The 25,017-nt window shown below is 36.1% G+C and carries 25 protein-coding genes; 21 read left to right on the top strand and 4 right to left on the bottom strand.

What is annotated here, in order from left to right; genetic code table 11:
• The first annotated feature begins 541 nt into the window (after positions 1-541).
• The 19 genes from CDOMF_RS07815 (at position 542) to CDOMF_RS07725 (ending at position 19,070) form a co-directional block, all read left to right on the top strand.
• Complete coding sequence (locus CDOMF_RS07815) at positions 542-853, top strand: hypothetical protein (protein WP_260951443.1); 312 nt, start codon at positions 542-544, stop codon at positions 851-853.
• 131 nt (positions 854-984) lie between these two features.
• Complete coding sequence (locus CDOMF_RS07810; protein ID WP_260951442.1) at positions 985-2,346, top strand: hypothetical protein; 1,362 nt, start codon at positions 985-987, stop codon at positions 2,344-2,346.
• A 6-nt stretch (positions 2,347-2,352) separates the two neighbouring features.
• Positions 2,353-2,742: a YcfL family protein gene (locus tag CDOMF_RS07805; protein ID WP_260951440.1), complete on the top strand. Its 390-nt coding sequence runs from the start codon at positions 2,353-2,355 to the stop codon at positions 2,740-2,742.
• Entirely contained in the window at positions 2,739-3,365 is a 627-nt protein-coding gene (lpoB, locus tag CDOMF_RS07800; protein ID WP_260951439.1) for a penicillin-binding protein activator LpoB, read from the top strand. Before CDOMF_RS07805 ends, lpoB begins: the two co-directional genes overlap by 4 nt.
• A gap of 47 nt (positions 3,366-3,412) precedes the next feature.
• A complete protein-coding gene (locus CDOMF_RS07795; RefSeq protein WP_260951438.1) occupies positions 3,413-4,744 on the top strand; it encodes a DUF6844 domain-containing protein in 1,332 nt (443 codons plus the stop codon).
• A 9-nt stretch (positions 4,745-4,753) separates the two neighbouring features.
• Positions 4,754-5,950 (top strand): LPP20 family lipoprotein, encoded by a 1,197-nt coding sequence (locus tag CDOMF_RS07790; protein ID WP_260951437.1) that lies wholly within the window; start codon positions 4,754-4,756, stop codon positions 5,948-5,950.
• Positions 5,951-6,419: 469 nt separating this feature from the next.
• Positions 6,420-9,200, top strand: coding sequence for a nitrate reductase catalytic subunit NapA (napA, locus tag CDOMF_RS07785; protein WP_260951436.1), 2,781 nt, complete (start codon positions 6,420-6,422; stop codon positions 9,198-9,200).
• A gap of 2 nt (positions 9,201-9,202) precedes the next feature.
• On the top strand, positions 9,203-9,958 hold the full coding sequence (gene napG, locus CDOMF_RS07780) for a ferredoxin-type protein NapG (RefSeq protein ID WP_169973148.1): 756 nt from the start codon (positions 9,203-9,205) through the stop codon (positions 9,956-9,958).
• Complete coding sequence (gene napH / locus CDOMF_RS07775) at positions 9,958-10,749, top strand: quinol dehydrogenase ferredoxin subunit NapH (RefSeq protein ID WP_260953158.1); 792 nt, start codon at positions 9,958-9,960, stop codon at positions 10,747-10,749. The genes napG and napH overlap by 1 nt, the downstream gene beginning before the upstream one ends.
• Positions 10,750-11,283 (top strand): nitrate reductase cytochrome c-type subunit, encoded by a 534-nt coding sequence (locus CDOMF_RS07770; RefSeq protein ID WP_260951435.1) that lies wholly within the window; start codon positions 10,750-10,752, stop codon positions 11,281-11,283. It abuts the gene before it with no gap.
• Positions 11,284-11,285: 2 nt separating this feature from the next.
• On the top strand, positions 11,286-11,771 hold the full coding sequence (locus CDOMF_RS07765; protein WP_260951434.1) for a 4Fe-4S ferredoxin: 486 nt from the start codon (positions 11,286-11,288) through the stop codon (positions 11,769-11,771).
• On the top strand, positions 11,768-12,718 hold the full coding sequence (locus CDOMF_RS07760; protein ID WP_170000878.1) for a WD40 repeat domain-containing protein: 951 nt from the start codon (positions 11,768-11,770) through the stop codon (positions 12,716-12,718). Before CDOMF_RS07765 ends, CDOMF_RS07760 begins: the two co-directional genes overlap by 4 nt.
• The gene (locus CDOMF_RS07755) at positions 12,715-13,062 is read left to right on the top strand and encodes a chaperone NapD (protein ID WP_260951433.1); all 348 of its coding nucleotides are present in this window, start codon (positions 12,715-12,717) and stop codon (positions 13,060-13,062) included. The genes CDOMF_RS07760 and CDOMF_RS07755 overlap by 4 nt, the downstream gene beginning before the upstream one ends.
• Before the next feature lie 111 nt (positions 13,063-13,173).
• Positions 13,174-14,412, top strand: coding sequence for a Zn-dependent hydrolase (locus tag CDOMF_RS07750; protein WP_260951432.1), 1,239 nt, complete (start codon positions 13,174-13,176; stop codon positions 14,410-14,412).
• 49 nt (positions 14,413-14,461) lie between these two features.
• Entirely contained in the window at positions 14,462-15,037 is a 576-nt protein-coding gene (locus CDOMF_RS07745; protein ID WP_260951431.1) for a hydrogenase-4 component G, read from the top strand.
• Entirely contained in the window at positions 15,024-15,482 is a 459-nt protein-coding gene (locus CDOMF_RS07740) for a hypothetical protein (protein WP_260951430.1), read from the top strand. The genes CDOMF_RS07745 and CDOMF_RS07740 overlap by 14 nt, the downstream gene beginning before the upstream one ends.
• 402 nt (positions 15,483-15,884) lie before the next feature.
• Complete coding sequence (locus CDOMF_RS07735; RefSeq protein WP_260951429.1) at positions 15,885-17,072, top strand: major outer membrane protein; 1,188 nt, start codon at positions 15,885-15,887, stop codon at positions 17,070-17,072.
• Between the two features lie 85 nt (positions 17,073-17,157).
• The gene (locus tag CDOMF_RS07730; RefSeq protein WP_260951428.1) at positions 17,158-17,721 is read left to right on the top strand and encodes a c-type cytochrome; all 564 of its coding nucleotides are present in this window, start codon (positions 17,158-17,160) and stop codon (positions 17,719-17,721) included.
• A gap of 191 nt (positions 17,722-17,912) precedes the next feature.
• Entirely contained in the window at positions 17,913-19,070 is a 1,158-nt protein-coding gene (locus tag CDOMF_RS07725; RefSeq protein WP_260951427.1) for a major outer membrane protein, read from the top strand.
• 134 nt (positions 19,071-19,204) lie between these two features.
• On the opposite strand, the gene CDOMF_RS07720 is transcribed toward CDOMF_RS07725, so the two are convergent.
• The 4 genes from CDOMF_RS07720 to CDOMF_RS07705 form a co-directional block, all read right to left on the bottom strand.
• Positions 19,205-19,636: a Dps family protein gene (locus CDOMF_RS07720; RefSeq protein ID WP_169973170.1), complete on the bottom strand. Its 432-nt coding sequence runs from the start codon at positions 19,634-19,636 to the stop codon at positions 19,205-19,207.
• 351 nt (positions 19,637-19,987) lie between these two features.
• Positions 19,988-20,542, bottom strand: a complete 555-nt coding sequence (locus CDOMF_RS07715) for a hypothetical protein (RefSeq protein ID WP_260951426.1) — start codon at positions 20,540-20,542, stop codon at positions 19,988-19,990.
• Between the two features lie 102 nt (positions 20,543-20,644).
• On the bottom strand, positions 20,645-21,241 hold the full coding sequence (locus CDOMF_RS07710; protein ID WP_169976024.1) for a hypothetical protein: 597 nt from the start codon (positions 21,239-21,241) through the stop codon (positions 20,645-20,647).
• Positions 21,228-21,677 (bottom strand): helix-turn-helix domain-containing protein, encoded by a 450-nt coding sequence (locus tag CDOMF_RS07705; RefSeq protein WP_172197520.1) that lies wholly within the window; start codon positions 21,675-21,677, stop codon positions 21,228-21,230. The genes CDOMF_RS07710 and CDOMF_RS07705 overlap by 14 nt, the downstream gene beginning before the upstream one ends.
• Before the next feature lie 132 nt (positions 21,678-21,809).
• On the opposite strand from CDOMF_RS07705, the gene CDOMF_RS07700 reads away from it, so the two are divergent.
• Both CDOMF_RS07700 and CDOMF_RS07695 read left to right on the top strand, forming a co-directional pair.
• A complete protein-coding gene (locus CDOMF_RS07700) occupies positions 21,810-22,007 on the top strand; it encodes a hypothetical protein (RefSeq protein ID WP_260951424.1) in 198 nt (65 codons plus the stop codon).
• Entirely contained in the window at positions 22,004-24,964 is a 2,961-nt protein-coding gene (locus tag CDOMF_RS07695) for an integrase catalytic domain-containing protein (protein WP_260951423.1), read from the top strand. The genes CDOMF_RS07700 and CDOMF_RS07695 overlap by 4 nt, the downstream gene beginning before the upstream one ends.
• The last annotated feature ends 53 nt before the right edge of the window (positions 24,965-25,017 follow it).

Below are 25,017 nucleotides of genomic sequence, written 5' to 3'. Positions count from 1 at the left end.
TTTTAAATATTTTGTATAATAAGCATACTTTTATTGATTCTTTTTTTGTGGCTTTGTTCAGTTTGTATAACTCTTGTTGAAAATCGAAAAAGAGTTTTTCAGCTTCCTTGATTTTTTGATATTTTTTAACTATAACTTTTAAACTACACTCATATTTACAATAGCATACGTGTTAATAAGGAGCTCTTTAATTTATTATTTTTTCCTATTTCTAACTTTTTATCTGTTTTAATTGTAAGCTATTGTTGATTTTTGTAAAAGTATGTTAAAATAAAAAATTGCAATAAGACTCATCATTTTAAAATAAAAAGTAAATAAGGGACTAATTGAGGGACTTTTTGAAACTTAAAGTTTTAAATATCTATTTAACCGTCATTTAAATAACATATTCGGGTGGCTTCGCTTCACTCAAACGCTGTAGTTTAGGTGTATTTTTGTGTTTTATCATTTTTTTTTATTTGATTTCATATATAACTCATTATCAATTAATTAGGTCTCTAATGAGGTTTCTAGCTAAAATATATCATTTAGTAGAGACCTAATGGTTATCGTAATAGCTATTTTAAGGGCGTTTATGGCAAATAAATCTACAAAATACTTATCTGATAAGGATGTTAGAAAACTTCCGATAAAAAATAAAAATTATGTAAGGGTAGTGAGTGAGCCTAAAGAGTTATGTATATGGGTTAACCCAAGCGGTATCAAAAGTTTTTTCATATTATTTTTTGATTCTAAGGGTAGAAAAATAAGACATAAGCTAAATGGGTTTAGACCCGGTGTTACGCTACTATATTTTTCATTAAATTTTTTAATTATCCTATATTTTAATAAAGCGTCTATACCAGCTTTCTAAAGGGATAGTTCGCATACTTTCGCCTCAATAATATTCTAAAAATTTTATTAGTGTATATTCATAGTGACTTTATGCAATTTATTTTAGATATAATACGTTTATTATTTATTTAAAATATAAAGGAATATTAAATGTATCATAAACATTTGTTATCTGGTTTATTGTTGGCCTTGGTCTTTAGTGGTTGCGTGAGTCAAAAATCTGCAAATTTGAATTACGAAAAAGCAATAGAAATAGGGGTATGCGATCAAAATATTATAAATGAAAAAAAAGCTTTAGTAGAAAAAAAAGATGATGTTATTTATACAGGATTAAATGCAGGTCTTATGACTAGAAACTGCGGGGATTATAATGCAAGCAACTACTTTTTTGATGCTGCCGAAGAGTCTTATAAGGTTGATGTTGATTTAGAGGATACTGGATCAAAGGTCAGTAAAACTGTTGTAGGAACAGTTTTGAGTGACACACTATTTGACTATGACGGAAGCTTATATGAGAGAATTATGGTTAATGTTTACAAGGGTTTAAATTTTATGAGCTTAAATGATTTTGAAAACGCCAGAGTTGAGTTTAATAGGGCTTTGCTAAGACAAGATAAAGCAAAAGACTATTTTGCGTCTCAGATAGAAAAGAGTAGGGACGAGATTGAAAAAGCAAAAAAAGATCCTAACTATCAACAAAATATGAAAAATGCGGAGCAGGCTAATGCTTATTACGATACATTATTCAAAGAATTTAGTGCTTCTGAAGTTTTCACAAATCCTTATGCAACTTATCTTGCTTCAGTATTTTTCTTTATGGACAAAGACTATGTAAATGCAGCTGATAAATTTAGAGAGATTGTTATAACCCACCCTGATGATAAAAATTTTGAAGCTATTGATAAAATTTTTAAAAGTAGAGCAAATTCTGTAAAAAATAATGATGAAAACTACATATTCTTGATATATGAGGATGGTATGGGTGTAGAAAAAGACTCTTTTAATTTAACTATTCCATTTTTAATAGATTTTCAAAGAAATCAATTTGCCTCAACTAGCATATCTTTTCCGACTCTTAAAAAGCGTTTGCCAAGTTATGGTATGCTTAACGTAAACGGAGTGCAAACTTATGAAATTGCAAATTTTGATAACATTATAGCAACTGAGTTTAAGACAGAACTTCCTGGTATAATTGCCCAAACTATAGCCCAAGGTATAGTAAAAACAGTTATTAATGCTGCCGTAGCTAAAAATGATCCTACCGGCGGATTCTTAAGCATAGGCGTATCATTGGTAACTGCTTATGTTACAAAGTCAGATATCAGGTCTTGGACAGGTCTTCCTAAGACAGCTCAGGTAGCGGTTCTGAAAAATGATGGTAAATTTGAGTTGAGGACTCCTGATAATGCAATACTTAAAAGCGGCGAGATAGACAAAAACAGAGATGCTATTGTTTTTGTAAGATCTTTTAATGCACAAAGTGCACCACAAATTAAAATTATTCAAAGGTAGGACAAAATGAAGAAAATTTCAATACTTTTAATCGTGATGTTTGTCTTTTTAGGCTGCGGACCGAAAACTCAAAATATATTTTTACAATCATATGGCGGAACAAGCTTGATCCAAGCGGATGGCATCTCGGAAAATGTTATAAGAAACGTAAGAAATAGGGTTAATAACAATGGATTGTTAGAAGCGGAAATAGTGTTTTTTAGCCCCAAATCGCAAAATATTTTTTATAAACTCACTTGGTTTGATCAGAATGGCTTTGTATTAAGAGATTCTTTGACGGATGATTATAAAACTCTTTATTTAAATAAAAATAGAGAGATTATCGTCAAATATCTTGCTTCAAATAAAGATGCAAAAACTTTTAAAATTTATATTACTAATAAGGGGACAAAATGAAAAGTAAAATTTTAACAACAGCAGTTTTGGCTGCATTTTTAATAACGGGTTGTGCTACTAATCAGCCAGTTTATACTGACGGTAAGGCTACTCAGGTTAAAAAAGGTGATGCGCTTACATTAGGACTAGATAGAGAGGACTTTGAAGTGGCTGCCGAAACTATGATACAAAGCCTGCTTAGTGATCCTGCATTTGTAAATTTGCAGCCTGGTGTTAGAAAAGTGGTGGCCATGGGTAGAGTCGTAAATGATACAGCACTTAGAATAGATACTGAAAAATTAACAGCCAAGATAACTCAAGCAATGCGCAGAAGCGGTAAATTTGTACTTACATCAGCAGTTGCGGCTGGCGGCGCACTTGATTCTATGAGTCATGATGTTAGAGAGTTGAGAAAAGATGATGAATTTAATCAAAAAACTATTGCCAAAAAAGGCGCTTTAGTGGCTCCTGATTTCTCTTTGGCAGGTAAAATTCGTCAAGACAACGTAAAGCTTAGCAATGGAAAAACACAGGTTGAGTATTTCTTTTTGTTAAGGCTTACAGATCTTAACTCAGGTCTTGTTCACTGGGAAGATGAAAAAACAATAGACAAAACAGGCTCTAGTAAGTCTGTTACATGGTAATTTGAAGTTCAAATTTTATTTTACCTTTTAAATTTTGGAGAATTAGAATGAATAAAAAGTTGTTTTTATGCGCTTTGGCTTTAATCAGCACTATGTATGCTAATGAAGCAGAGCAAGATATATCTCAGGCTGATGTGGATAGTCAAAATAATATATCACAATATGCAGGGCAAAAAGACTTTAAAACTGTTGAAGATTTTTTTGATGAATTTGCTAATGACAACAATATAAATTATGGTGAAACATTAAACGGTAGAGCTTTTTATATCAGCAAAGCTGCCGCTATAGCGAAAGAGACTGATGCTGATTTTGCAAAAGCATTACAAAACGCTTATGAAAAGGCAATATTAAATCTTCAAGGCGAGTTTGTAAAAGATGTATATGGAAGAATTAGTGTAGAAAAGATAAATTCGTATAATCAAGATAATTCAACCAACGCTCAAGTTTTTGAGCCTACACAAAAAGGCGGTATCATATCTCAAATTTTTGATAAAATAGGACAATTAGCCGGTGCCTCATTAGACAAAGCATTAATGGATTTGGGTATAAATCCTGAAGGCTTAACGGAAGAGAAAAAGAAAGTTTTATTCAAAGAGAAATTTGTGTCAAAGCAGATAACTACAGCCTTGGGAAGAATGTCCGGACTTGTCCCTGTTAAAACATTTGTTTCAAGAACCGGTAGTGGAAATTATGAAGTGGGCGTAATAGGTGTAGTTAGTGATAAAACTAGACAAATTGCTAGAGATATGCAGTTTAGGAGAAAACCTAATATAAAAGGAAATGGTAAAAATATCAAAGAGCTATTACCAGATAATGATAAGGGCTACTTAAACGAATATGGAATGCGCTTAGTTTATAACGAAAAAGGAGAGCCTGTAATATTAAGCTACGGCAACTGGGGCTTTTTACCAACTTCTAATGATTCTTATATGCTTGATAGAATGCATCAAATGGCACAAGATGCAGCATCCCAAAAGGCTGATGCGGCTATTATCGAGTTTATAAATACAATTATATCTTTTAACCGTGAGCAAGAGACAGGGGAGGAAGTCGAAAGAGCTATAAAACAAACTATAGATCTATATTCCGGGCAAACGCAAGAGGTGGAATCAAGTCCTAAAGAGATAGTTGATAAGGTAATGCAATCTATAAAATCTAAGGCAAGCGGTAATCTTAGAGGAATTAGAACTCTTAAGAGATGGTCTTATAAGGATGAAAATGGGATTCAAAGAGTTGGTGTTGTGAGAGTTTATTCTTATTCTAACTATGAGAATGCCACTAAGTCAATAGCTCCTATTGGTCAAAATTCTAAAAAATCAAGCAGTTCAAAAAAAGAAACTAGAGAATCTAAGACGGTCAATAGTATTGACGATTTTTAAGGATAAAATATGTTGAATAAAATCTTTATGATTTTGACTCTTTTTGGTCTTGTGTTAAATGTGCAGGCGGAAATTGTAAGTAAAACAGTTACTAAAACGGAGATTGGAGAAGGTTCTGGAATAACTCGCGAAGAAGCTATAAATAACGCCATTATTGAGGCTATAGGCAAAATGAATGGAGTTAGTATAAACTCTATAAAAAATTCTCAAACATTCGCTATAAGCGATAATAGCGGTAGTAAGATAACAGACTCATACAGCGAACAAATAAACAAAGCCACCAAGGGTAGAGCCGATTCTTATGAAGTTTTAAGTGTTGATCAAGATATGCAAGGCAGATATTTTGCAACCGTAGAAATTAAAAAAACTACAACTATAAAAAAATATAAGGCTCCCGGGCTAAGCGCTGATAGTCGTAGAAGTGTGGTTGTTTTTGATAAATCTTCCATAGAATATGAAAGCATTGGAAATTTAATCCATAAAAGAATAACCGCTAAATTACTGGAAAGTCGTAAATTTAATTTGCTTGATAGGCAAAATGAGGGTTATTATGAGCTGGAAAAGAGGTTCATAAGAGATAGAGATACACACAAAGATGAGAAGTATAAACTAGGACGAGCCCTTGCGACAGATTATATCTTGCTCTTTGAAATAAGAGGTATGGACGCTACGACAAAAACTAGCAATCTAACAGGCAAGGTTAGCAATGATATAGAGACTGTGATTGATTATGAGGTGCTGTTATTTGCTACACGCCAAATCAAATTTTCAAACACTCTCGGTTTTAAAACTAGCCAAAAAGAAAGGGGCTTGATAGCTGAAAATGTTGTGATAGATGAGATAGCGACAAGTATTGCAAAAGATATAGTAAACGCTATATATCCTTTAAAGGTTGCAGATGTAAGCGCATCTGAAGTTATTTTTACTCAAAAGCTATCGGTAGGTGAAGTTTATGAGTGCTTCTCTCTTGGTAAAGCATTAAAAGATGCCTATACCAAAGAGACTACAGGAAGAGTTGAGAGGCGTGTGGGTAGTGTTGAAATTTCACGTGTAACGCCAAAAATTTCTTATGCTGCGATGAAAGATGGAAAAATTTCAATAGGAGATATTTGTAGACCTCTGTCAAATAACAATATTGGACTTGATCAAGGAAGAGAGATTAACTATGAGCTTAATCAAGGTGGGGGAGTTAAGCTTGGTTTTTAAAATTTAGCGTGAGAAATCACGCTAAATTTTATTTTGTGAGCTACTTTTCAATATTATTCATCTAAATTTATTATAATTTAATTTTTAGATTTAAGAATAAAAAATTAAATTAATAAAACTTTATTTCTAAATTTATTTTTAATTATTAATAATTTTCTAAGAAAAATATTACCTTTAAAACTAAAGTGTTACTAAAATACACTGATTATAAAGCTATAAAAAATTAATATCTTACCTTTTAAAATTAGAATAAGTATTAAAATATCAATATAAAAAATTATATATTGTAGGTTTTAGGAGCTATTTAAAAACTGTAAATAATAATACAACTCACTATCTAGGCTAATTAAGTAAACATAAATAATAAATTAATTGATTTTAATCAATTTAAACTCAGCTTCATTAAGCTAATATATAAAATATAAAATAAAATTTTAAGAAAAATCTTAAAAAATTTTAAGGAGAAAAAATGGATCGACGAGATTTTATTAAGAGTGCTGCCGCCGGTGCCGCATGTGCAAGTGCCGGTATAGCTATGCCTGCTAATCTTATGGCAAGTTCAAATGCCGAAAAAGGTTGGCGCTGGGATAAGGCAGCATGTCGCTTTTGCGGAACGGGATGCGGTATTATGGTTGCAACCAAGGATGGCAAGATAGTAGCCGTTAAGGGAGATCCGGCAGCTCCTGTAAACAGAGGCTTAAACTGTATTAAAGGCTATTTTAACGCCAAGATCATGTACGGAGAGGATCGTATCACACATCCGCTTCTTCGCGTAAATGAAAAGGGCGAATTTGATAAAAAGGGCAAATTTAAGCAAGTAAGCTGGCAAAAAGCGTTTGACGTAATGACCGAGCAGTTTAAAAAAGCTTACAACGAGCTTGGACCTCACGGTATAGGCGTATTTGGCTCAGGTCAATATACCGTAATGGAAGGTGTTGCCGCAGTTAAGCTTATAAAAGCGGGCTTTAGAAGTAACGCTATCGATCCAAACGCGCGCCACTGTATGGCCTCTGCGGTTGTTGCGTTTATGCAGACATTTGGTATAGATGAGCCGTCAGGCTGTTTTGATGATATTGAGCTAACCGACACGGTAGTTTGCTGGGGAGCAAATATGGCGGAGATGCACCCTGTGCTTTGGGCGAGAGTTAGCGATAGAAAGCTAGCCGATCCGGAAAGAGTAAAAGTAGTAAATTTAAGTACATATTCCACTAGAACTTCGCACTTAGCAGATATCGAAATCATCTTTACACCTTCAACCGACCTTGCGATATTTAACTACATCGCTAGAGAGATAGTTTATAACCATCCTGAGATGATAGATGAAGAATTTGTTAAAAAACACTGCATATTTACAACCGGACCTGCAGATATCGGATACGGTTTAAGAAATAATCCAAACCATCCAAAATACACAAACGAAAAAGATATATTAGAAACCGAGCTTAGAAAAAAACTTAGCGAAAACGAAGGCGTAACCCTATCTTATCTAGGGTTAAAAGCCGGCGATGTGATGGAAAATAAAAACAACGCAAAGGCAGGAGCTCACTGGGAGATAAACTTTGAAGAGTTTAAGAAAGCTCTTGCTCCTTACACGCTTGACTTTGTTGCTAAGCTTGCAAAAGGCGATCCGAACGAAGATTTAGAAGAGTTTAAAACAAAACTAAAAACTCTAGCCGAGCTATATATAGAAAAACAAAGAAAGGTCGTAAGCTTCTGGACTATGGGTATGAACCAGCACCAAAGAGGTACATGGGTAAACGAACAAGCTTATATGATCCACTTCTTACTTGGTAAGCAAGCGCTTCCGGGTTCCGGAGCGTTCTCGCTAACAGGTCAGCCTTCAGCTTGCGGAACTGCAAGAGAGGTTGGAACGTTCGCTCACCGCTTGCCTGCTGATATGGTTGTGGCAAATCCTAAACACCGCGAAATTTCAGAAAAAATTTGGAAGCTTCCAAAAGGCACGCTAAATCCTAAACCGGGTCCTCACTATATGCAAATCATGCGTGATCTAGAAGACGGCAAGATAAAATGGGCTTGGGTTCACGTAAATAACCCATGGCACAACACTGCAAACGCAAACCACTGGATAAAAGCGGCTCGCGAGATGGATAACTTCATCGTTGTTTCAGATCCTTATCCGGGAATTTCTGCTAAGGTTGGAGATCTTATTCTTCCAACGGCGATGATATATGAAAAATGGGGTGCATACGGTAACGCAGAGCGTAGAACTCAGCACTGGAGACAGCAAGTTCTTCCTGTGGGCGAAGCGATGACTGACACATGGCAGATGCTTGAATTTTCAAAACGCTTTAAGCTAAAAGAGGTCTGGAAAGAGCAAAAGGTAGATGATAAGCTAATATTGCCAAATGTTTTAGAAGAGGCTAAGGCGATGGGCTATAGCGAAGAAGATACGCTATTTGATGTGCTATTTGCAAACAAAGAGGCAAGAAGCTATAGCGCAAAAGACCCTATCATGGAAGATTATGACAATACAGAAGTATTTGGCGATAGCAGAAAAGTTGTCGGAAGCGATGGCAAAGTGTTTGAAGGATACGGCTTCTTCATCCAAAAATATCTCTGGGAAGACTACCGCAAATTTGGCTTAGGACACGGACACGATTTGGCTGACTTTGATACATACCACAGAGTTCGCGGACTAAGATGGCCTGTAGTTGACGGTAAAGAGACTCAGTGGAGATTTAATACTAAATTTGACCCTTATGCGAAAAAAGCTGATCCTACCGCTAAATTTGCATTCTACGGCAACAAAGACGCGAAACTTCCAAGAGGAGACCTGATTAAGGCGACAAGCGGAGATGAGAAATTCTCACTTCATAACAAGGCTAAAATTTTCTTCCGCCCTTACATGGATCCGTGCGAAATGCCTGATAACACATATCCGCTTTGGCTATGTACAGGCCGTGTTCTTGAGCACTGGCATACGGGAACTATGACAATGCGCGTTCCTGAGCTATACCGCGCTGTGCCTGAGGCGCTTTGCTATATGCACGAACAAGACGCCGAGAAATTTGGAGTAATGCAAAACGAGATCGTCTGGATCGAGTCTCGCCGCGGCAAGATCAAAGCAAGAGTGGATCTAAGAGGACGCAACAAGCCGCCTGTAGGACTTGTATACGTACCGTTTTTTGATGAAAACGTATTTATCAACAAAGTCTGCTTAGACGCAACTTGCCCAATATCAAAAGAGACCGATTTCAAAAAATGCGCAGTTAAAATTTATAAGGCATAGATATGAAAGATAGGCGCGAGGTACTCAAATTTGGCTTAAAGGCGATTAGCTTAGTAATCGCAGGAGGCTTTACTTGGAGCACGCAGACAAATCTTAAGGCTCAAACTCTCATCCTTCGCCCGCCCGGGGCAAGGGATGAGAAGGGTTTTATGGCTAGTTGTATAAGATGCGGGCTTTGCGTGGAGGCATGTCCTTTTGATACGCTAAGTCTAGCAAAGCTTGGCGATAATATAAGCTTTGGAACGCCTTATTTTACGCCAAGAGAGGTGCCTTGCTACATGTGTACCGATATTCCTTGTACGGTAGCCTGTCCGACGGACGCTCTTGATGTGAAACTCGTTAGCACTGACGATAAGCTTGATATCAACAAATCTCGCATGGGCATAGCCGTGCTTGATCCTTATAGCTGTATAGCCTTTGCAGGAATTCAGTGCGATGCCTGTTATAGGGCTTGTCCGCTTATAGATAAGGCTCTTGTGCTTGAGTATAAAAGAAACGAACGAACCGAAAAGCACGCGTTTTTACTTCCTGTGGTGGATGCAAACTACTGCACGGGTTGCGGAAAATGCGAAAACGCTTGCGTAACGAAAAAGGCGGCGATTTTCGTGCTTCCAAGAGAGATCGGGCTTGGCGAAGTTAATGATAACTACGTAAAAGGCTGGGTTGAGGGCGATGATACGAGATTAAAAGATATAGACACTAAGATCAAGCTTGATCAAAACAAAGTCAAAGACTACCTTAACAGCGGAGAGATATGATGAAATACCTACTGCTTAGAAGAATAACTCAAATTTCGATTTTGGCTCTGTTTTTGGTTAGCAATCTCTACGGACTTAAAATTTTGCAAGGAAATTTAAGCTCATCGATGATCTTTGGAACTATCCCGCTTAGCGATCCGTTTGCAGTGTTGCAGCTGTTTTTGGCAAGCTTTACTCTTGCTAGCTCTGCCGCGCTTGGAGCTTTGATAGTTGTTTTGATATACGCTCTGATAGCGCCTCGCGCCTTTTGCGCTTGGGTGTGTCCTGTAAATATGATAACCGATTTTGCAAGATTTGTAAGAGTAAAATTTAGCTACGACAAAGATAAAAAAGTAGTCGTGTTTTCTAAGAGCTTTCGCTACTACATACTTGCTTTTGTGCTTTTTATGTCGGTTGTTATGCAAACGCCCGCATTTGAGGGCGTAAGCTTTATCGGCATAATTCAGCGCGGTATCATATACGGCGGCACGCTTTGGATATTTGTGGCTTTTGGCGTATTTGCGATAGACGCTTTTGTGGGCGATAGGCTGATATGCTCAAAGCTTTGTCCTCTTGGCGCTTTTTATGCGACGATTGGCAAATTTGCGTTTATCCGCGTAGAGCACGATAGCCAAAACTGCACAAAATGCATGAAGTGCAAAGTGATATGTCCTGAAAGCCAAGTGCTGGGAATAATCGGAAAGCAAAGCGGTTTGATAACCTCTAGCGAATGTATCAGCTGCGGACGCTGTATAGACGTGTGCGGCGATGATGCACTAAAATTTAGTATAAGAAATTTAAGGAGAAAATGAATGAAAACTTTTAGGTTTGCACTTGGTGCAATGGCTGCGGCAATCATCCTTGCAGGGTGCAATGCGCCGTCAGTCGCGGACAACAAGCCAAAGGATTTGGGCGGATTAAGAAGTTCTGATGTGATGGATGAAAACTCGGTTAAGTTGCTTGAGTATCAATACCTAACCGATCCTGCAGGAACTGCTAAAAACATAGAGCGCGCATTTGAAAACGCTCCTCCGATGATCCCTCATGATCTAGAAGGGCTTATCCCTATCACAAAAGATATGAATATGTGCGTAACCTGCCATATGCCCGATGTAGCAAAAGACGCCGGAGCCACGCCTCTGCCTAAGTCGCACTTTTATAGTATCAGAAACAACAAAGACTTGCACGACAAGCTAAGCGATGATAGGTATAACTGTACTCAGTGCCACGCTCCTCAAACAAATTTGACAGCACCGTTTAAAAACAACTTTAAACCTGAGTTTAGAACCGAGGACGGAGCTCAAAGATCAAATTTGCTTGATATATTAAATGACGGTGTGAGGTAAGATTGCAAGAGGCAAACACTCTCTCAAGAAGAAGACTTTTTACAAAAATTTTAGGCGCCAAAGAGCAGGCGCCTAACTTTATCGCTCCGCCGTATTTTTGCGGAGAATTTGATTGCGTAAATTGTCACGCTCCTTGTGTAAAGGCTTGCGGGCGCGAGCTTTTGAGATTTGAAAATCAAAGAGTTGTTTTTGAGTTTAAAAATTTAGGTTGCAACTTCTGCAAGGATTGCGCCATAGCTTGCGAAGAGATCGGCAAAGAGGTTTTAAGTCTAAAATTCCCAGCCAAAATAGAGGCAAAGGTTAGCATAGACGTAGCTTCTTGCTTAGCATGGAATAATACGATTTGCTATAATTGCCAAGATATATGCAAATTTAGAGCGATTGACTTTTTTGGCGTTTTTCGCCCTGTTATAAACGAACGCTGCACGGGATGTGCGCAGTGTCTTGAGGTGTGTTTTAAAAATTCTATCAAAATGGAGGCTTTATGAAAATTTTACTCGCTTTTTTAGCGCTTTTAAATTTGGCTTTTTCTCTTGATATCAAAGAGCCTTACAAGATCATAGAAGCGCACTCTAACGTTATAAGTTCCTCGCTTTTAAACGACAAACTTTATCTTGGTACCGACAGCGGTCAGGTAAATATCTATGATATGAAGAGCGAGGAGTTTTTAGAGCCTATAGTTTTACCAAAGATAAAGACGCATTTTACCGATGATGAGTTTGCAAAGGTATTTAGCATAGATGAGCTTAACGGCGTGCTGATGGTGCTAAGCGAGACGAGTTACGGCAAAAGACTTTTGCACGTTTATGAGATGATTGACGGTAAAAGAGTAGAGACTAAAACTATAAATTTAAATAACGAATCAATCAAAAAGGCTCTATTTTTAGATCCAAAGACAGCTGTCATCGGTTCGCTTAGTAATGAAATTTATTTTTTAAATTTAGAAACGGGCAACATCGACTTTAGCAAAAAATTTTCCATAGCGTCGCTATCTGACTTTGAGCTTAGCGAAGATAGAAGCAAGATCGCCGTGGGGTGTGAGAGCGGGATAGTTTATATATTTGACGCTAAAGAGCGCAAAGTGCTAAACGAGCTTGGCTTTCATAAAGATAATATGTATGATATAGAGTATAAAAACGGTGCTATCGTTACAGGCGGAGTGGATAGACATGCAGGAGTTTATAGCGGCGGTAGTATCGGCATGATGAGGTCAAATTTTTTAGTCTATGCGGTAGGTCTTAGCGATGACGGCAAACTTGGAGCCTTTATGAGCGATGATCTGAGCGATATAGACGTATTTGAAGTAAACAGTAAGAGAATTTTAGCAAGGCTAAAAACTATGCAAAGCACCATAAACGGAATACATTTTTTAGATGATAGTTCTCTTATAAGTGTTGCTTACGAGAAAAAAGTAAAATTTTGGAGATTTAGATGAATATTTCAAGTGTGATAGTGCATGTAAAAGATGAAAATTTGATAGACGAGATCTTAAATTCGCTTCGTAAAATGAGCCAGTGCGAAGTGGTGGCTTATGAAAATTTAAAGATCGTAGCTTTGATAAGTGTTGAAAATTTTGAAGATGAGCTTGAGACTTTTAAGGCTATGGAGCGTATAAACGGTGTCGCAGGTGTTGCGATGGTTTATAGCTATCAAGAGGATTTAGAAGGCGATTTACAGAGGCTAAAAGAGAGCGGCAAACTCAGCGAAGTGCTTACAAACGATGATATGCAAGCTCGTGATATAGTTTATAGCGGTAGCGTTCACCATAAGGTTAAATAGCTTAAATTTAACCTTCTTTTTATTCAAATCTCTACTAAAATCAAAAAATCTAACCTCAAATTCAACGCAAACTATATAAAATATTAGAAAATAAAATTTTAGGAGCTTATAATGGGCGTGAATTTGAGTAGATTAAAAGATCTTTTTATAGAGATTAATTCTATAAACGATTATAGTTTCGGCGATGGAATGAGCCGACTTGCTTACACTTCTCAGGATAAAACCGCGCGCGAACTGTTTATAAAGCGCTGTCAGGAAGCGGGACTTAGCGTAAGAGTGGATGCGATAGGCAATATCTTTGCAAGGCGCGAAGGAAGCGAGCCGAATTTACCCGCAATCGCCTTTGGATCTCATCTTGATACGGTTATAAACGGCGGACAGTTTGACGGAATTTTAGGCGTGCTTGGCGGACTTGAAGTAATCCGCTCACTAAATGATGAAAATATCAAAACAAAACACTCTCTTGAGTTAATCGTGTTTGAGTGTGAGGAGTCAAGCAGGTTTAATATCGCAACTCTTGGCAGCAAGGTAATGTGCGGTAAGCTAGGATATGAGAAGCTAAAAGAGGTAAAAGACTTTAGAGGGCAGGAGATAGGCGAAATTTTTGGCGAATTTGGAATAGATATAAAAAGGATCGAAGAGGCTAAAAATTTAGAACCTAACTACAAAAGCTTTTTTGAAATTCATATCGAGCAAGGACCGCTTCTAGATAATGAAAAAATTCAAATCGGCGTAGTAAGCGCAATCGCTGCGCCTCATAGATTTAGCGTGCGAGTTATCGGGCAGCCTCAGCACTCAGGAACTACTGCTATGAAGTACCGAAATGACGCACTTTGCGCGGCGGCTGAGATAATACTGGCAGTTGAAAAGATAGCAAAAGATAATTCTCAAAATAGCGTAGTGGCAACTACGGGTAATTGCTCCGTAAAACCGGGCGTGATGAACGTAGTTCCGGGAGAAACGACGTTGCTTATTGATCTAAGGGGTATAAATTTGCAAACCCGTGAAGATGCCTACGCTCAGATAATCTCACATATAAACAAAATAGAAGAGAAACGAGGCGTAAAATGCGAGATAAAGCAACTAGGTTTTGATACTCCATGCAGACTTGACGAGAGGCTTATAAATTTGATAGCTTCAGAGGCTAAGGGGTTAAATTTAAGCTATGAGATAATGCCAAGCGGAGCTGGACATGACGCGATGCATATAGCTGAAATTTGTCCTACGGGAATGATATTTGTGCCATCTCATGCGGGCATTAGCCATAACCCTGCAGAATTTTCCAGTTGGGACGATATAGAAAATGGGCTAAATCTTTTAAAAAGCGTGATCTTAAAAGAGGCTGAATAAATTAAAAAATATATTAAAATAGTAATAAAACATAGAATAAGGAGGAATTATGCAAATAAATTCCGTATCAAATAATTTCAGTTTTTATGGCTTTAATCAAAACGAAAATACATCTAAATTTAGGGATTCGGTTTCAAATTTAAGTGCTATACAGATTACAAATAGCTATTTTTCTGATTTTCAGAACAAGGCTTTTGAACAGAGTGGCTTAAATTTCAGTATACAGTCAGCAGTGGATTTTGGCTTTTTCAATGAAGTAGCAAAAAGCCCTCAAAGACTAGAGAATATCTTAAAAAATATCGACTATAAGTCTATCGGTTATTTTGGTAAGGATATATCTTCTTTATCGCAAAATGAAGCTAGCGATCTTGTGAGTGAGAATGGATTTTTTGGTATCACAAATACAGCAAACAGAATAGCTGATTTTGTGATAAATGGCTCCGGAGGAGATCTTGAAAAGCTTCAAATCGGGAAAGAAGGCGTATTGAATGGTTTTAAAGAAGCTGAGCGTATGTGGGGAGATAAACTTCCTGAAATTTCTCAGCAAACCATCCAAAAAACTTTGGCTGCTATAGATCAGCAGATTGCCAAATTGGGCGGCAATGTACTTAATGTCCAGGCTTAGCCTTGTATCGATTCTGATTTTACCTGTATTTTTTGGAGGATGCACACAGTTTTTTTCTTTTACAAAAACTATTCCGCCAAAACAAGCAGAAAAGCAAAATCCTATTTTGACCAAAGAGCGGATGATAAAGGGCTTCATAAGCGATCTTGTATATTCCGAATCAGGCTGGTGCTATACTATAAATAGTATTGATACCTCAAATAATAAGCTTGAAAGCGGTGTATTTTGTGGCGATAGTCATGAGTTCTCTTACGGAGATCTTGTTTATACAATTATTATAGACAATAGGATAAAAAAGATGCTTCTTCTACAAAAAGAGTATGTAAAAGCAGAAACTAAATATAAAAAATTGGATTCTGCAGGGTTGAAAAAACCTATACTAAAGCGTTATAACAAGAAAAAGATAACCGAAGTGCCTAAATCAGAGCAAATCAGATTTGATTAGCCATTGATTTACCGAAGTAATTTATAATTCTTTCAAGCAATCAAAGTTAGAACTCCTTTTAAGGGGGCGAGACAAAGCTCCCTTTTTTATTATTCTCAGTTACTTTTTGTAATTTTTTTGTTTTTATTTTTTAAAATTTTAAATTTTTTTGTAAATTTAGACCATTTTTTAGGTTGTTTTTTAAGAAAAAAGTCTTCAAAACTCATTATTATAAAATTAATTATCAAAAATTAATATTTTATTTTGTAATAAAATGCTTTACATAAGCCTATTTTAGGGATTAAATACACATTATAATACAAAACTTAATTAACAACTTTTTTATAAAATAGTTTAAGTTATTTTGCATTTCATTTATGTTAATATTGCCACTATAAACAATTTTAATTCAAAGGGGTTTAAATGAAATTGACTAAAATTAGTTTAGCGGCTTTGGTTGCTTTAGGTGCTTTCTCAAGCGTTGCAAGTGCAACTCCACTTGAAGATGCTATTAAAAATGTAGATCTTTCAGGATATGCAAGATATAGATATACAAACGATTTAACAGACAATAACGGCAAAAAAGATGATAACGGAAGACATCAGTTTAAATCCATATTCTCTTTTAAAGCCGCACTTGACGATAACTTCTTTGGTGTATTAAGTCTTAGATACGCTTCTAATGATAGTAGCTCAGGATATGCTAATACTGCCGATATAACAGATACGGAAAGCACTTTTGGAGTTCAAGAGTTCTATCTTGGATATAAGGTTGGCAATACTACTTTAACAGCCGGCAAACAAGTAATGGGAACATACTTTACAGACGACTTGGCTGGCACAGGTATAAAAATTATGAATTCTGATATACAAGGTTTAACACTTGCTGCTGTTGCATTTGATGCGATTGAGACAGGTGGAGACTTTGACGGTAACCTAAAAAATACACTTCCTGAAGTTCCAAACGTTTATGGTTTGGCAGCAATGGGAAACTACGATCCATTTAGCTTTAAACTATGGTGGGCTGGTCTTGAAAATATAGCTAATCTATATGCTGCAGATGCTGGCTTAAAATTTGATTTAGGAGCCGCAAAACTAGGATTCCAAGGACAGTATGTACAAAATTCAGCAAAAGATAACACATATTCTGATGGTAAATTCTATGCATTAAAAGGCGATGCTAACTTTTTTGGATTTAATGTAAATTTAGGTTATATAAACTTTGAATCAGATGATGCCAATAAAGTATCTTTCGTAACAATAGAGGATAATGGTAAATTAATCAATCCTGCAAAACTTCTAAATTCTGTAATGAACAGCGGTAAGCAATACTACAACAATATCCAAGATGAAAACAAATATTGGTTCTTAGGACTAGGATATAAGATGGATAAAGTTTCTTTGTATGCGAACTATATTGATGGCGAAGGCTTTAGCCACGCCAAAGGATTTGGTAAAGATACTGACAGAAAAGAGTGGAATGCCGGCGGTGCTTATAGATATAGCAAAAAACTTGTATTCTCAGGATTCTATGCGGCAGCTAAAGAGGAAAAAAATAACCTAACAAGCAAGAGAGATAGAATTAGATTTGAAACTAGATGGAATTTCTAATTTAGAGTCTATATTTTAAAATATGATATAATCCCAAGTAAGAATTTCTTGCTTGGGATTTTTAAATTTAAAACAAAGGGTTTTAATGAATTGGTATAAAATTTCATTTTTGGCATGTTTTATTTCTATTTTTGGCCTGAATGCAGATGAGCCAAGCTATATATTTGAAGCTAAAGGCGAATTTGCGAAAGAGCTAAAAGCTCTTGTTGAAAAATATTCCAAAGATGAAAATATAAGTATAAATGTTTATGAAAAATCTAAAGAGCAAGATAGGAGCGGTAGGTTTTTAAATATAGGTATAGATAGTAATAGAAAATATAGTCTGGAAAAGGGCAAGGAATTATATACTAAAAATTGTGCTAGATGTCACGGAGAGAACGGAGAAAAAAGAGCCTCTTACGGATCTGAAAAGCTTACAAAACTATCTGCTGATGATATAGAAGTTGCGTTTTCTGGTTATCTAAACGATCCTTCTTACGGTGGTAGCACTAGGGATATAATGAAGTCTATTGCCGCAACAACTACATATAACGAACTTGGGGCTATTATTGTATTTTTAAAAGGTGTTGATGCTTTAAAATATAAGCATAGCCAAGATGAAAATACAGATGTCGCAACTACTCCTAACCAAGGTAGCTATTTAAGATAAATTCTTTTATGATTATACATTTTATGTTGATATTTTATATGGTATTAATACTAATAAAATAAATGTTATTTTAAAATACCTGTTTTTAGTAAATGATTGGTAATTTTTTTAAATTTTTTTATCAAATTTAAGTTATTAAAATGAATTTTTATGATAATATGTGTCATATTTTAAATTTTAAAGGAGTTTAAATGAAATTAACAAAGATTAGCTTGGCAGCTTTAGTTGCTTTAGGTGCTTTCTCAAGCGTTGCAAGTGCAACTCCGCTTGAAGATGCTATTAAAAATGTAGATCTTTCGGGATTTGCAAGATATAGATACACTAATGAAAAAACTACTCCTGCAGTAGGGGATAAAGAGACTGATGCCAGACATCAATTTAAAATGCTTACAACTTTCAAGGCAGCACTTGATGATAACTTCTTTGGCGTTTTGGGTTTGAGATATAGCACTACTGATGGTTCTGGATCAACAAACGGAGACAGGACAGACACAACCGATACTTTTAGAGTTAATGAATTCTACCTTGGCTATAAAAGAGATAACACAACAGTAACTCTTGGTAAGCAGATAATCGGTTCATACTTTACAGATGACGAGGCTGGAACCGGTATTAAAGTCATAAACACAGACATTAAAGGTCTAACACTTGCGGCTATAGCATTCGATGCACTTGAATATAGCGGTGAAACAGACTCTGCTATACCACAAGTTGCTTTTAGCAACAACCTTTATGGTGTAGCTGCTATAGGTTCTTACGATCCTGTAAATTTCCAACTATGGTATGCAATGCTTGTTGATGTTGCGAATGCTATAGCTGCCGATGTTTCATTTGGCTTTGATATTAGCGATGATGTCAATTTGGGTCTTCAAGCTCAATATGGAAATGTTGATGTAGATGATAAAGTAGCAGCCTTGTATAAAGATACAAACTTTTATGCGACAGAGGCAGCTGCAAGTATTTTTGGCGTAGATCTTTCATTGGGATATATAGGCTGGAAGGTTAAAGATAAAGCAAAAGGTTTCTCAACACTTGAAGATCAAGGTTCATTTATAAGTTACGGAGAGCAGACTTTTGATTATACCGATCTTGAAGGAAGAGGTAATTTCTGGTTTGCTACTGCTGGCTATGGATTTGGTGATTTTAGTATAGCTGCTGAGTATATCAAAGGTGACATAAAAGACGATGCCGATAAAAAAACAAAAATGGAAGAGTATGTGGGAAGATTCTCATATGACTATAGTTCTAAGCTAGTATTTGAGAGCTGGTATTCACATGCAAAAACTAAAGTTGATTCAAGTAAAACAAAAAGTGATGCCTTTAGATTTGAGGCTAAATACTCATTCTAATGATTCTAATATTCTGGGCGATTTTTCGCTCAGAATAAATTTCTAATACACACAAATAAAATATAAAAATTTTAAACAAGTAGTAGCAAGATTAAAAATGATAGAGCGAAAGCTTCCGCCCTATCGGAGGAAAATTACGCAAGTGTTGCGTTAAGCATCCATATGGCTTTTTCGTATTTTGCGATATTGTCTTCAGCTATAGCTACAGTAGTGCTATCGCCTTCTGCAACTTCTGCAAGCTTTTTAAATTCAGCCAGAAGGTGCTCATACTCTGCTAAAATTCCCTTTAGAACTTCTATCGGAGTATAGCTGTCTTTGCCTGCAGGCTTGATATGAGATAGTTTGTTTAACTCTTCAGGTTTTGTTATAGCTTTTCCGCCTAGTTGGATAGCTCTTTCTGCTACTTCATCGAAAAGTTCCGCTAATTCGTTATAAGCTTTTTCTGTGTATTCGTGAATGCTAAAAAATTGAATACCTTTAACATTCCAGTGATAGTCATGAAATTTGATAAATAACGCATGAGCGTCAGCCTGAATTTGGTTTAGTTGTTGAATTACTTTTGACATATTGTCTCCTTTATTTAATTTTTATAGTGAAATTATAGCAAAGAAATCTTAAATAAAAATTATTTCTAAATAATAAAAATTATTATTTGGTATATAGTTAATTAAATTATACAGCTTATTTGTTAATCAATAGACATTTAATATAATATTTGTTAAGAAATCTTAGTATGTGTAAAGTTTTGTAAGAATTCAAAGTGAGGGAAAATTTTAGGCAAGTGCCTAGATTTAGGGATTAAGAGCTATTTTGTTTAAAATCAAAGTGGCGAAAATTCATTTTACATTACTTTACAAAAGCTTTACAGAATTTTACACCGCTTTTTACAACCTTTTAAAAGCCGTTTAAATAGATATTTAAACATTGTTTTTTAATTTTTCAATTTCTTGCAGTAGTAGCCCCGAATCTGCTCCATTTAACAAACCATCCTCTAAAATTTGAATGGCATTTTGGATGTATTTATCTTTCGTTTTTTGCATTTTTACTTTTTTGCTTTTCTTTGCAAGTTCATCTGCTGCGTTAATATACATCAAATTTGTGCCCTCATTTTTCCACTCGAGGTATTGCGCTTTAATTTGGTGTGCTATGTCAGGGGATTCCAATTGTAACTCAATATAATTGTTTGAAGCTAAATCTAATCTACTCTTTGCGGTTTCTATATTCCTGGTGGTTCTTACTATATATAAACTATCAAATATTATCTCTACCAAACGAACAGCTTGCAAGGTTTTAATATCGCCAGCCTCCATAAGCTTATTATGTAGTTTGCGTACCTTTTCTCGATCTATTGGAAAAGTAAAAGTAAAATCAATATTTGTTTTAACCACTGGCTCGGGTCTATTAATTTTAAACTTATCTTTATTTGAATGCAAAAATGCCGCCAAAAACAATATTACGAATATTATCTCCACATTATTCCTTTTTTTGTTTTTTAAGTTTTAAAGACCTAAGCAACTACCTAAGCAACTTTTTTATTGGCTAAGCAACTAAAACTAACCAACCGCCTAAGCAACTTAAAGTGAAAAAATATATCTATACAGTTTGTCTAAATTTTGCTCACCAAGTTCTTTTATAGATTTTATATTTTTATTAAATTTTTTATTTGCTATCATTATAATTTGTTCTTTTGTGATTCCTAATTCTTTTGCTCTTGCAAATATGCCTTTATATCTATTGTTGCGCCACTGTGTATTATCTCGACGTCTAAGTTTTGGCTGCAGCCTAGCTCTTGATTGCAATAGCCAAGATATTGCTTCGTCAAATTTTTCAGCAGGCAGACATCTATATCCAAGCAACTTAAATTTGTCCTTATATTTTTTTCTCCATTTGCCAATAGCTTGGCCTTTAGGCAATCCAGCCTTACTTTCTATTTCTGCCACTTCTTTTATCAGATCATCTATTTTTTTTATTTGTTCTTCGGTTATACTGCCAGGCGGGCATTCAACTTTTGGCCTAACAATATTTTTAGAATTTAAATAATAGTCACCATAAACAACCAGATTTTCGTTGCCTTTAATGATTGTGTTAGTATTGCCACCTATGAGCTTCATATTTTCCGGGTTTGACATTATTTTTTTCAGGCTTTTATTGATTTTATCAATGTCCTTCATGAGCAGCCTTAATTTTTAAAAGTCTCTCTTTAAATTCTTGAATTATTTTTGGGGTTGCATAGTCTTTAATAAGGTCATAAAGTTCTGCATATTCTGGCTTGGTTTGGTTTGGCATTATGCCGCCTACTATATGGCTATTACTTATAGAGCTTCCTATAATACCACTTCCATTAATTTTGGTATCATTGCCAATATACACATTTCTATCGCCCGATATAAAAGTATTTTTAGCATATTTGTTATTGTCGTGCAAAAGCCATTCATAGTCATAATTAGTCAAACGACTACATTCTAGAATATACTTTTTCGGTATATTTTTTCTATTTCTCCATGAATTAAAGGTCGAAATAGAAACACCCATTTTATTTGCTAACTCTTCCATATTACGGGCTTTATATGCTTCCTTGATGTTATTTAGCACTTTTGTAACATCCATACTCTTTCCTTTTTTATATTCATTTGACTTGACATAATATATTCATTTGGATATAATACATTTTAGTTTTACTTTATAGTGATTGAAATAATACTAAAAAGTTTTATAAAAAGATATAAAAGGATTTAAATTATGCTTAAAAATAGTGTAAGTATAAAAATAAAAGACGACTATGGAACGCTTACTCATTTTTGCAAAAAACACAGCTTGAATTTACAAACTTTCAAGCAAGTTCTTTATGGGCATGGTAAAAGCAAACGAATAGTTGAAATTTTAAAAAAGCATAAATATATCAAAAGTGCAGATGAACTTACAAGGGAATGTGCATGAATAGTTTTGAAGTGGCTAAATTGTGTGCATGTACTCCTCAAAACATAAGAAAAAAGACGAAACAAGCAGCAAATGCAAATAAAGCATATATAAAAGTCAAGGATATGATTTTTATGTTTCGTATGGTTAAAAACTCTACAGGCAAAGCATACGAATATATTCAATTAAGTGATGAAATTCAACCTGCCGATGTGCATGTGCTTAAGGACTCTGAGAGTGTTCTTGTGCAAAGCACTCTCTGTGAGAAAGCCATAAGTGCGGCAACCGAGAGCATCGGCAGCTTAAATTTCATGCAAAACGAGCTAAGCGAAGTTTCTACGCAGGCTTTGCAAAGCTGGAAAAAGGAAGGTAAAAATGCAAACAGTGGCAATAGAGAGAACGCCTCTTGCAAAGCGGCGAGTGGAACGAAGCCGTCTTATGAAGTGCGGAGCAGAGCGAACGCAAGCAAGAGGAGTGGTAAAGATGATGCAAAAAGAGGATCGATTAACTCAGGCGGAAGTAGCGAGGCAGTCAAAATTCCTGCATTTTGCAAAGAATATGAGCAAAAAGGGCTTTGTGGTCAAGATAGCAGATCACGGAGTGTATGGATGGAGAGTGAAAGGAGCTTAGATGGACACACTATTCATAATCTGTATGACGATAATAGCGCTAGCGACAATATATGCTTAAATGAATCTACTTATAAAGAAAGGATCATAGATGAGAATCAAGATGGCTATACGAGGAACTCGTGCGTTGGTGAGCGTGAAGACGAGCAAACACGAATATATGCAGGACAATACGCTGATGGCGTGCGAAGCCTTTGTGAGTGCTATGGCAATAGGGCAGGATGTGAGCGAGAAATTTGCAGCAGCCGAGATAAAGCGTTGTATGGACTATATATTCAGGCGGGAAAAATCGAAGAGCAGAGCGGAAAAAGCGAAGCGAAAGCTATTGAATGCGAAGCGAAAAGGAATATAGATGAAACCGATAAAAAGAATGTTGTTAATATTTGTAGCCACTCCGATACTATTAACAATAACATGTGTGTTGCTGATAGCAAAGGGGAGCTATGGGCTCCAAAAGTTCGAGGAGTGGTTTGGCAGACTGGACGAATGGGCGGAGAGATAGACAATGATGATAGCGATGGATATGCTTCAAGCAACAATGATTCTGGCAATCATGCTGTGGTTTATGATGCAGGCGGTATAGGTAAAGATACCGCCTCAAGACTTAAATTTCTAGAGAGCAAAAAGGGAATTGAAGCCCTGCAAAAAGAGGAGATATTAAAACTTTATGCAAGAGCCAAAGCAAAAGGAAGAAAAACAGCCGCTTTTATAGAGTATGTAAATTCAAACAAAGCATATTCTATAAAAGTTACTGAAAACAAGCTATTTGCTTGGCAAAGAGCTTATCAAAGCGAAGGTTTTGAGGGTCTAATAGATAAGCGAACGTCTCATAAAGAGTGCCAAATAGAAGCTAACGGACTTACAGACAAAGCCATAGAGCTGATACTGGCTTCAAACAAGCGAATAGATGCGGGAAGCATATGGGAGAAGCTAAACGAACACTTAGCCGTAAGAGATGCGCTTGATGTAAATTTACTCGCCGCAACTTACGCAAGAGGTAAAACACCTATAAGCATGAGCAGTGTTTATCGCTTCATATCCAAATGGAAAAACGACAATAAGCTTGCGGATATCGTAAGAAGGCACGGAGTTGAAAAGGCAAGAGGTATGCTGATGCCAGGTATCGGCGATATGAGCTGGAATGTCGATAGCATAAATCAGATAGTGGAGATAGATGCCACCAAACTTGATATGATCTGTATAAACTCGGAACTCGCAAGACTGCTTGGAGTGAGCAAGGAAGAGGCTAAAAAGATACAACAGCGCTTCCAGATAATCTCAATCATAGATATTTATAGTCACGTAAGAGTATACGAGGTGTGCGAAAGCGAAAATTCGCTAGCGGTTGCCAGATGTGTAGCTAAATACATACTAAGATACGGCAAACCTAGGGTAATACGCGGAGACAACGGCAAAGCCTTTTTAAGTAATGCGGTTCAAGAGGCGGTTAAAAACCTAGGTATAGAGTATCACGCAGTCATACCGTATGCGGGCTGGAAAAAGCCGTTTGTGGAAAGAAGCTTTGGAGTGTTTCAAAGCAGATTTACGGCGGCTTTAGCCGGATACATAGGAAGATGCGTAAGTGAAAGAATAGGTCTTGAGGGACTATATGGAAAAGCCGATAAGAGAGCTAAAAAGGGCGAAAAAACAAGACTTGAAAATTTAATGCAGCTTGACGATCTAGTGCGTTTGCTTGACGAATACAACGAAGGTACTATAAACAATACCGCCTTTGGAAAAGATAAAACACTGCCTAGAGAGCTTTACGACGAAAAGGTAAGCGAGGCGGTATATATGCATGAATATGAGGTGATGTCTTTAATAGGCGGCATAAAAACAAGCAAAGGCGGCAACAAAAAAGGCATTAAATACCTAGGAAATACCTTTGTGTTTTCAAATTTATTCAAATATAAAGAGATTTATTACTCTATAAACCTTAACAACATATCTCAACTGTTCGTGTTTAATAAAGATAGAGAATTTTTAGGAATTGCAACCAGTACCGATGCTGCACCCGTAACGGCCGAACAAGCCAAAGCGGAGCAAAAAATCTTTGAAAAAGAGCTAAGAAAAGAGCAAAAACGAGTAGATGAAGCCAGAATCTCCGTAAGTAAAGAAAAGCAGCTAGTAATAGGCATAGCAAATAGACACTTACCGCACGCAAAACGCCCTGAGCCTAAAGCCGCTAATAATGAAGCCGGCGAAAACATAAAAATACAGGCTAAAAAGGCGGCGAATTTAACTCGTAACGGCGTGATAAGCGACGAGAGAATAGCAAGCCTTGACAAGCCTAAACAGGAGAAAAAAGAAGGCGGGTATGTTGAAAGGATGATGCAAAAGAGAGCCTAGTTAAAGGCTTTTTAAAGGCGTTAAAAATGTAATTTAACACGCTTTTAAAAAAC

It is taken from the genome of Campylobacter sp. RM16187, from assembly GCF_025319965.1.
Lineage (GTDB): Bacteria > Campylobacterota > Campylobacteria > Campylobacterales > Campylobacteraceae > Campylobacter_A.
The sequence above is the reverse complement of the archived record's forward strand: the minus strand, read 5'-3'. Positions and strand labels throughout refer to the sequence as shown.

Coding starts and splice junctions, on each gene's coding strand:
- CDOMF_RS07700 (WP_260951424.1), top strand. CDS start 21,810: ATGCTTAAAAATAGTGTAAGTATAAAAATAAAAGACGACTATGGAACG.
- CDOMF_RS07815 (WP_260951443.1), top strand. CDS start 542: ATGGTTATCGTAATAGCTATTTTAAGGGCGTTTATGGCAAATAAATCT.
- CDOMF_RS07770 (WP_260951435.1), top strand. CDS start 10,750: ATGAAAACTTTTAGGTTTGCACTTGGTGCAATGGCTGCGGCAATCATC.
- CDOMF_RS07760 (WP_170000878.1), top strand. CDS start 11,768: ATGAAAATTTTACTCGCTTTTTTAGCGCTTTTAAATTTGGCTTTTTCT.
- napG (WP_169973148.1), top strand. CDS start 9,203: ATGAAAGATAGGCGCGAGGTACTCAAATTTGGCTTAAAGGCGATTAGC.
- CDOMF_RS07810 (WP_260951442.1), top strand. CDS start 985: ATGTATCATAAACATTTGTTATCTGGTTTATTGTTGGCCTTGGTCTTT.
- napA (WP_260951436.1), top strand. CDS start 6,420: ATGGATCGACGAGATTTTATTAAGAGTGCTGCCGCCGGTGCCGCATGT.
- CDOMF_RS07790 (WP_260951437.1), top strand. CDS start 4,754: ATGTTGAATAAAATCTTTATGATTTTGACTCTTTTTGGTCTTGTGTTA.
- CDOMF_RS07805 (WP_260951440.1), top strand. CDS start 2,353: ATGAAGAAAATTTCAATACTTTTAATCGTGATGTTTGTCTTTTTAGGC.
- CDOMF_RS07730 (WP_260951428.1), top strand. CDS start 17,158: ATGAATTGGTATAAAATTTCATTTTTGGCATGTTTTATTTCTATTTTT.
- CDOMF_RS07695 (WP_260951423.1), top strand. CDS start 22,004: ATGAATAGTTTTGAAGTGGCTAAATTGTGTGCATGTACTCCTCAAAAC.
- CDOMF_RS07725 (WP_260951427.1), top strand. CDS start 17,913: ATGAAATTAACAAAGATTAGCTTGGCAGCTTTAGTTGCTTTAGGTGCT.
- napH (WP_260953158.1), top strand. CDS start 9,958: ATGAAATACCTACTGCTTAGAAGAATAACTCAAATTTCGATTTTGGCT.
- CDOMF_RS07705 (WP_172197520.1), bottom strand. CDS start 21,677: ATGGATGTTACAAAAGTGCTAAATAACATCAAGGAAGCATATAAAGCC.
- CDOMF_RS07755 (WP_260951433.1), top strand. CDS start 12,715: ATGAATATTTCAAGTGTGATAGTGCATGTAAAAGATGAAAATTTGATA.
- CDOMF_RS07795 (WP_260951438.1), top strand. CDS start 3,413: ATGAATAAAAAGTTGTTTTTATGCGCTTTGGCTTTAATCAGCACTATG.
- CDOMF_RS07720 (WP_169973170.1), bottom strand. CDS start 19,636: ATGTCAAAAGTAATTCAACAACTAAACCAAATTCAGGCTGACGCTCAT.
- CDOMF_RS07710 (WP_169976024.1), bottom strand. CDS start 21,241: ATGAAGGACATTGATAAAATCAATAAAAGCCTGAAAAAAATAATGTCA.
- CDOMF_RS07750 (WP_260951432.1), top strand. CDS start 13,174: ATGGGCGTGAATTTGAGTAGATTAAAAGATCTTTTTATAGAGATTAAT.
- CDOMF_RS07735 (WP_260951429.1), top strand. CDS start 15,885: ATGAAATTGACTAAAATTAGTTTAGCGGCTTTGGTTGCTTTAGGTGCT.
- CDOMF_RS07740 (WP_260951430.1), top strand. CDS start 15,024: ATGTCCAGGCTTAGCCTTGTATCGATTCTGATTTTACCTGTATTTTTT.
- CDOMF_RS07745 (WP_260951431.1), top strand. CDS start 14,462: ATGCAAATAAATTCCGTATCAAATAATTTCAGTTTTTATGGCTTTAAT.
- lpoB (WP_260951439.1), top strand. CDS start 2,739: ATGAAAAGTAAAATTTTAACAACAGCAGTTTTGGCTGCATTTTTAATA.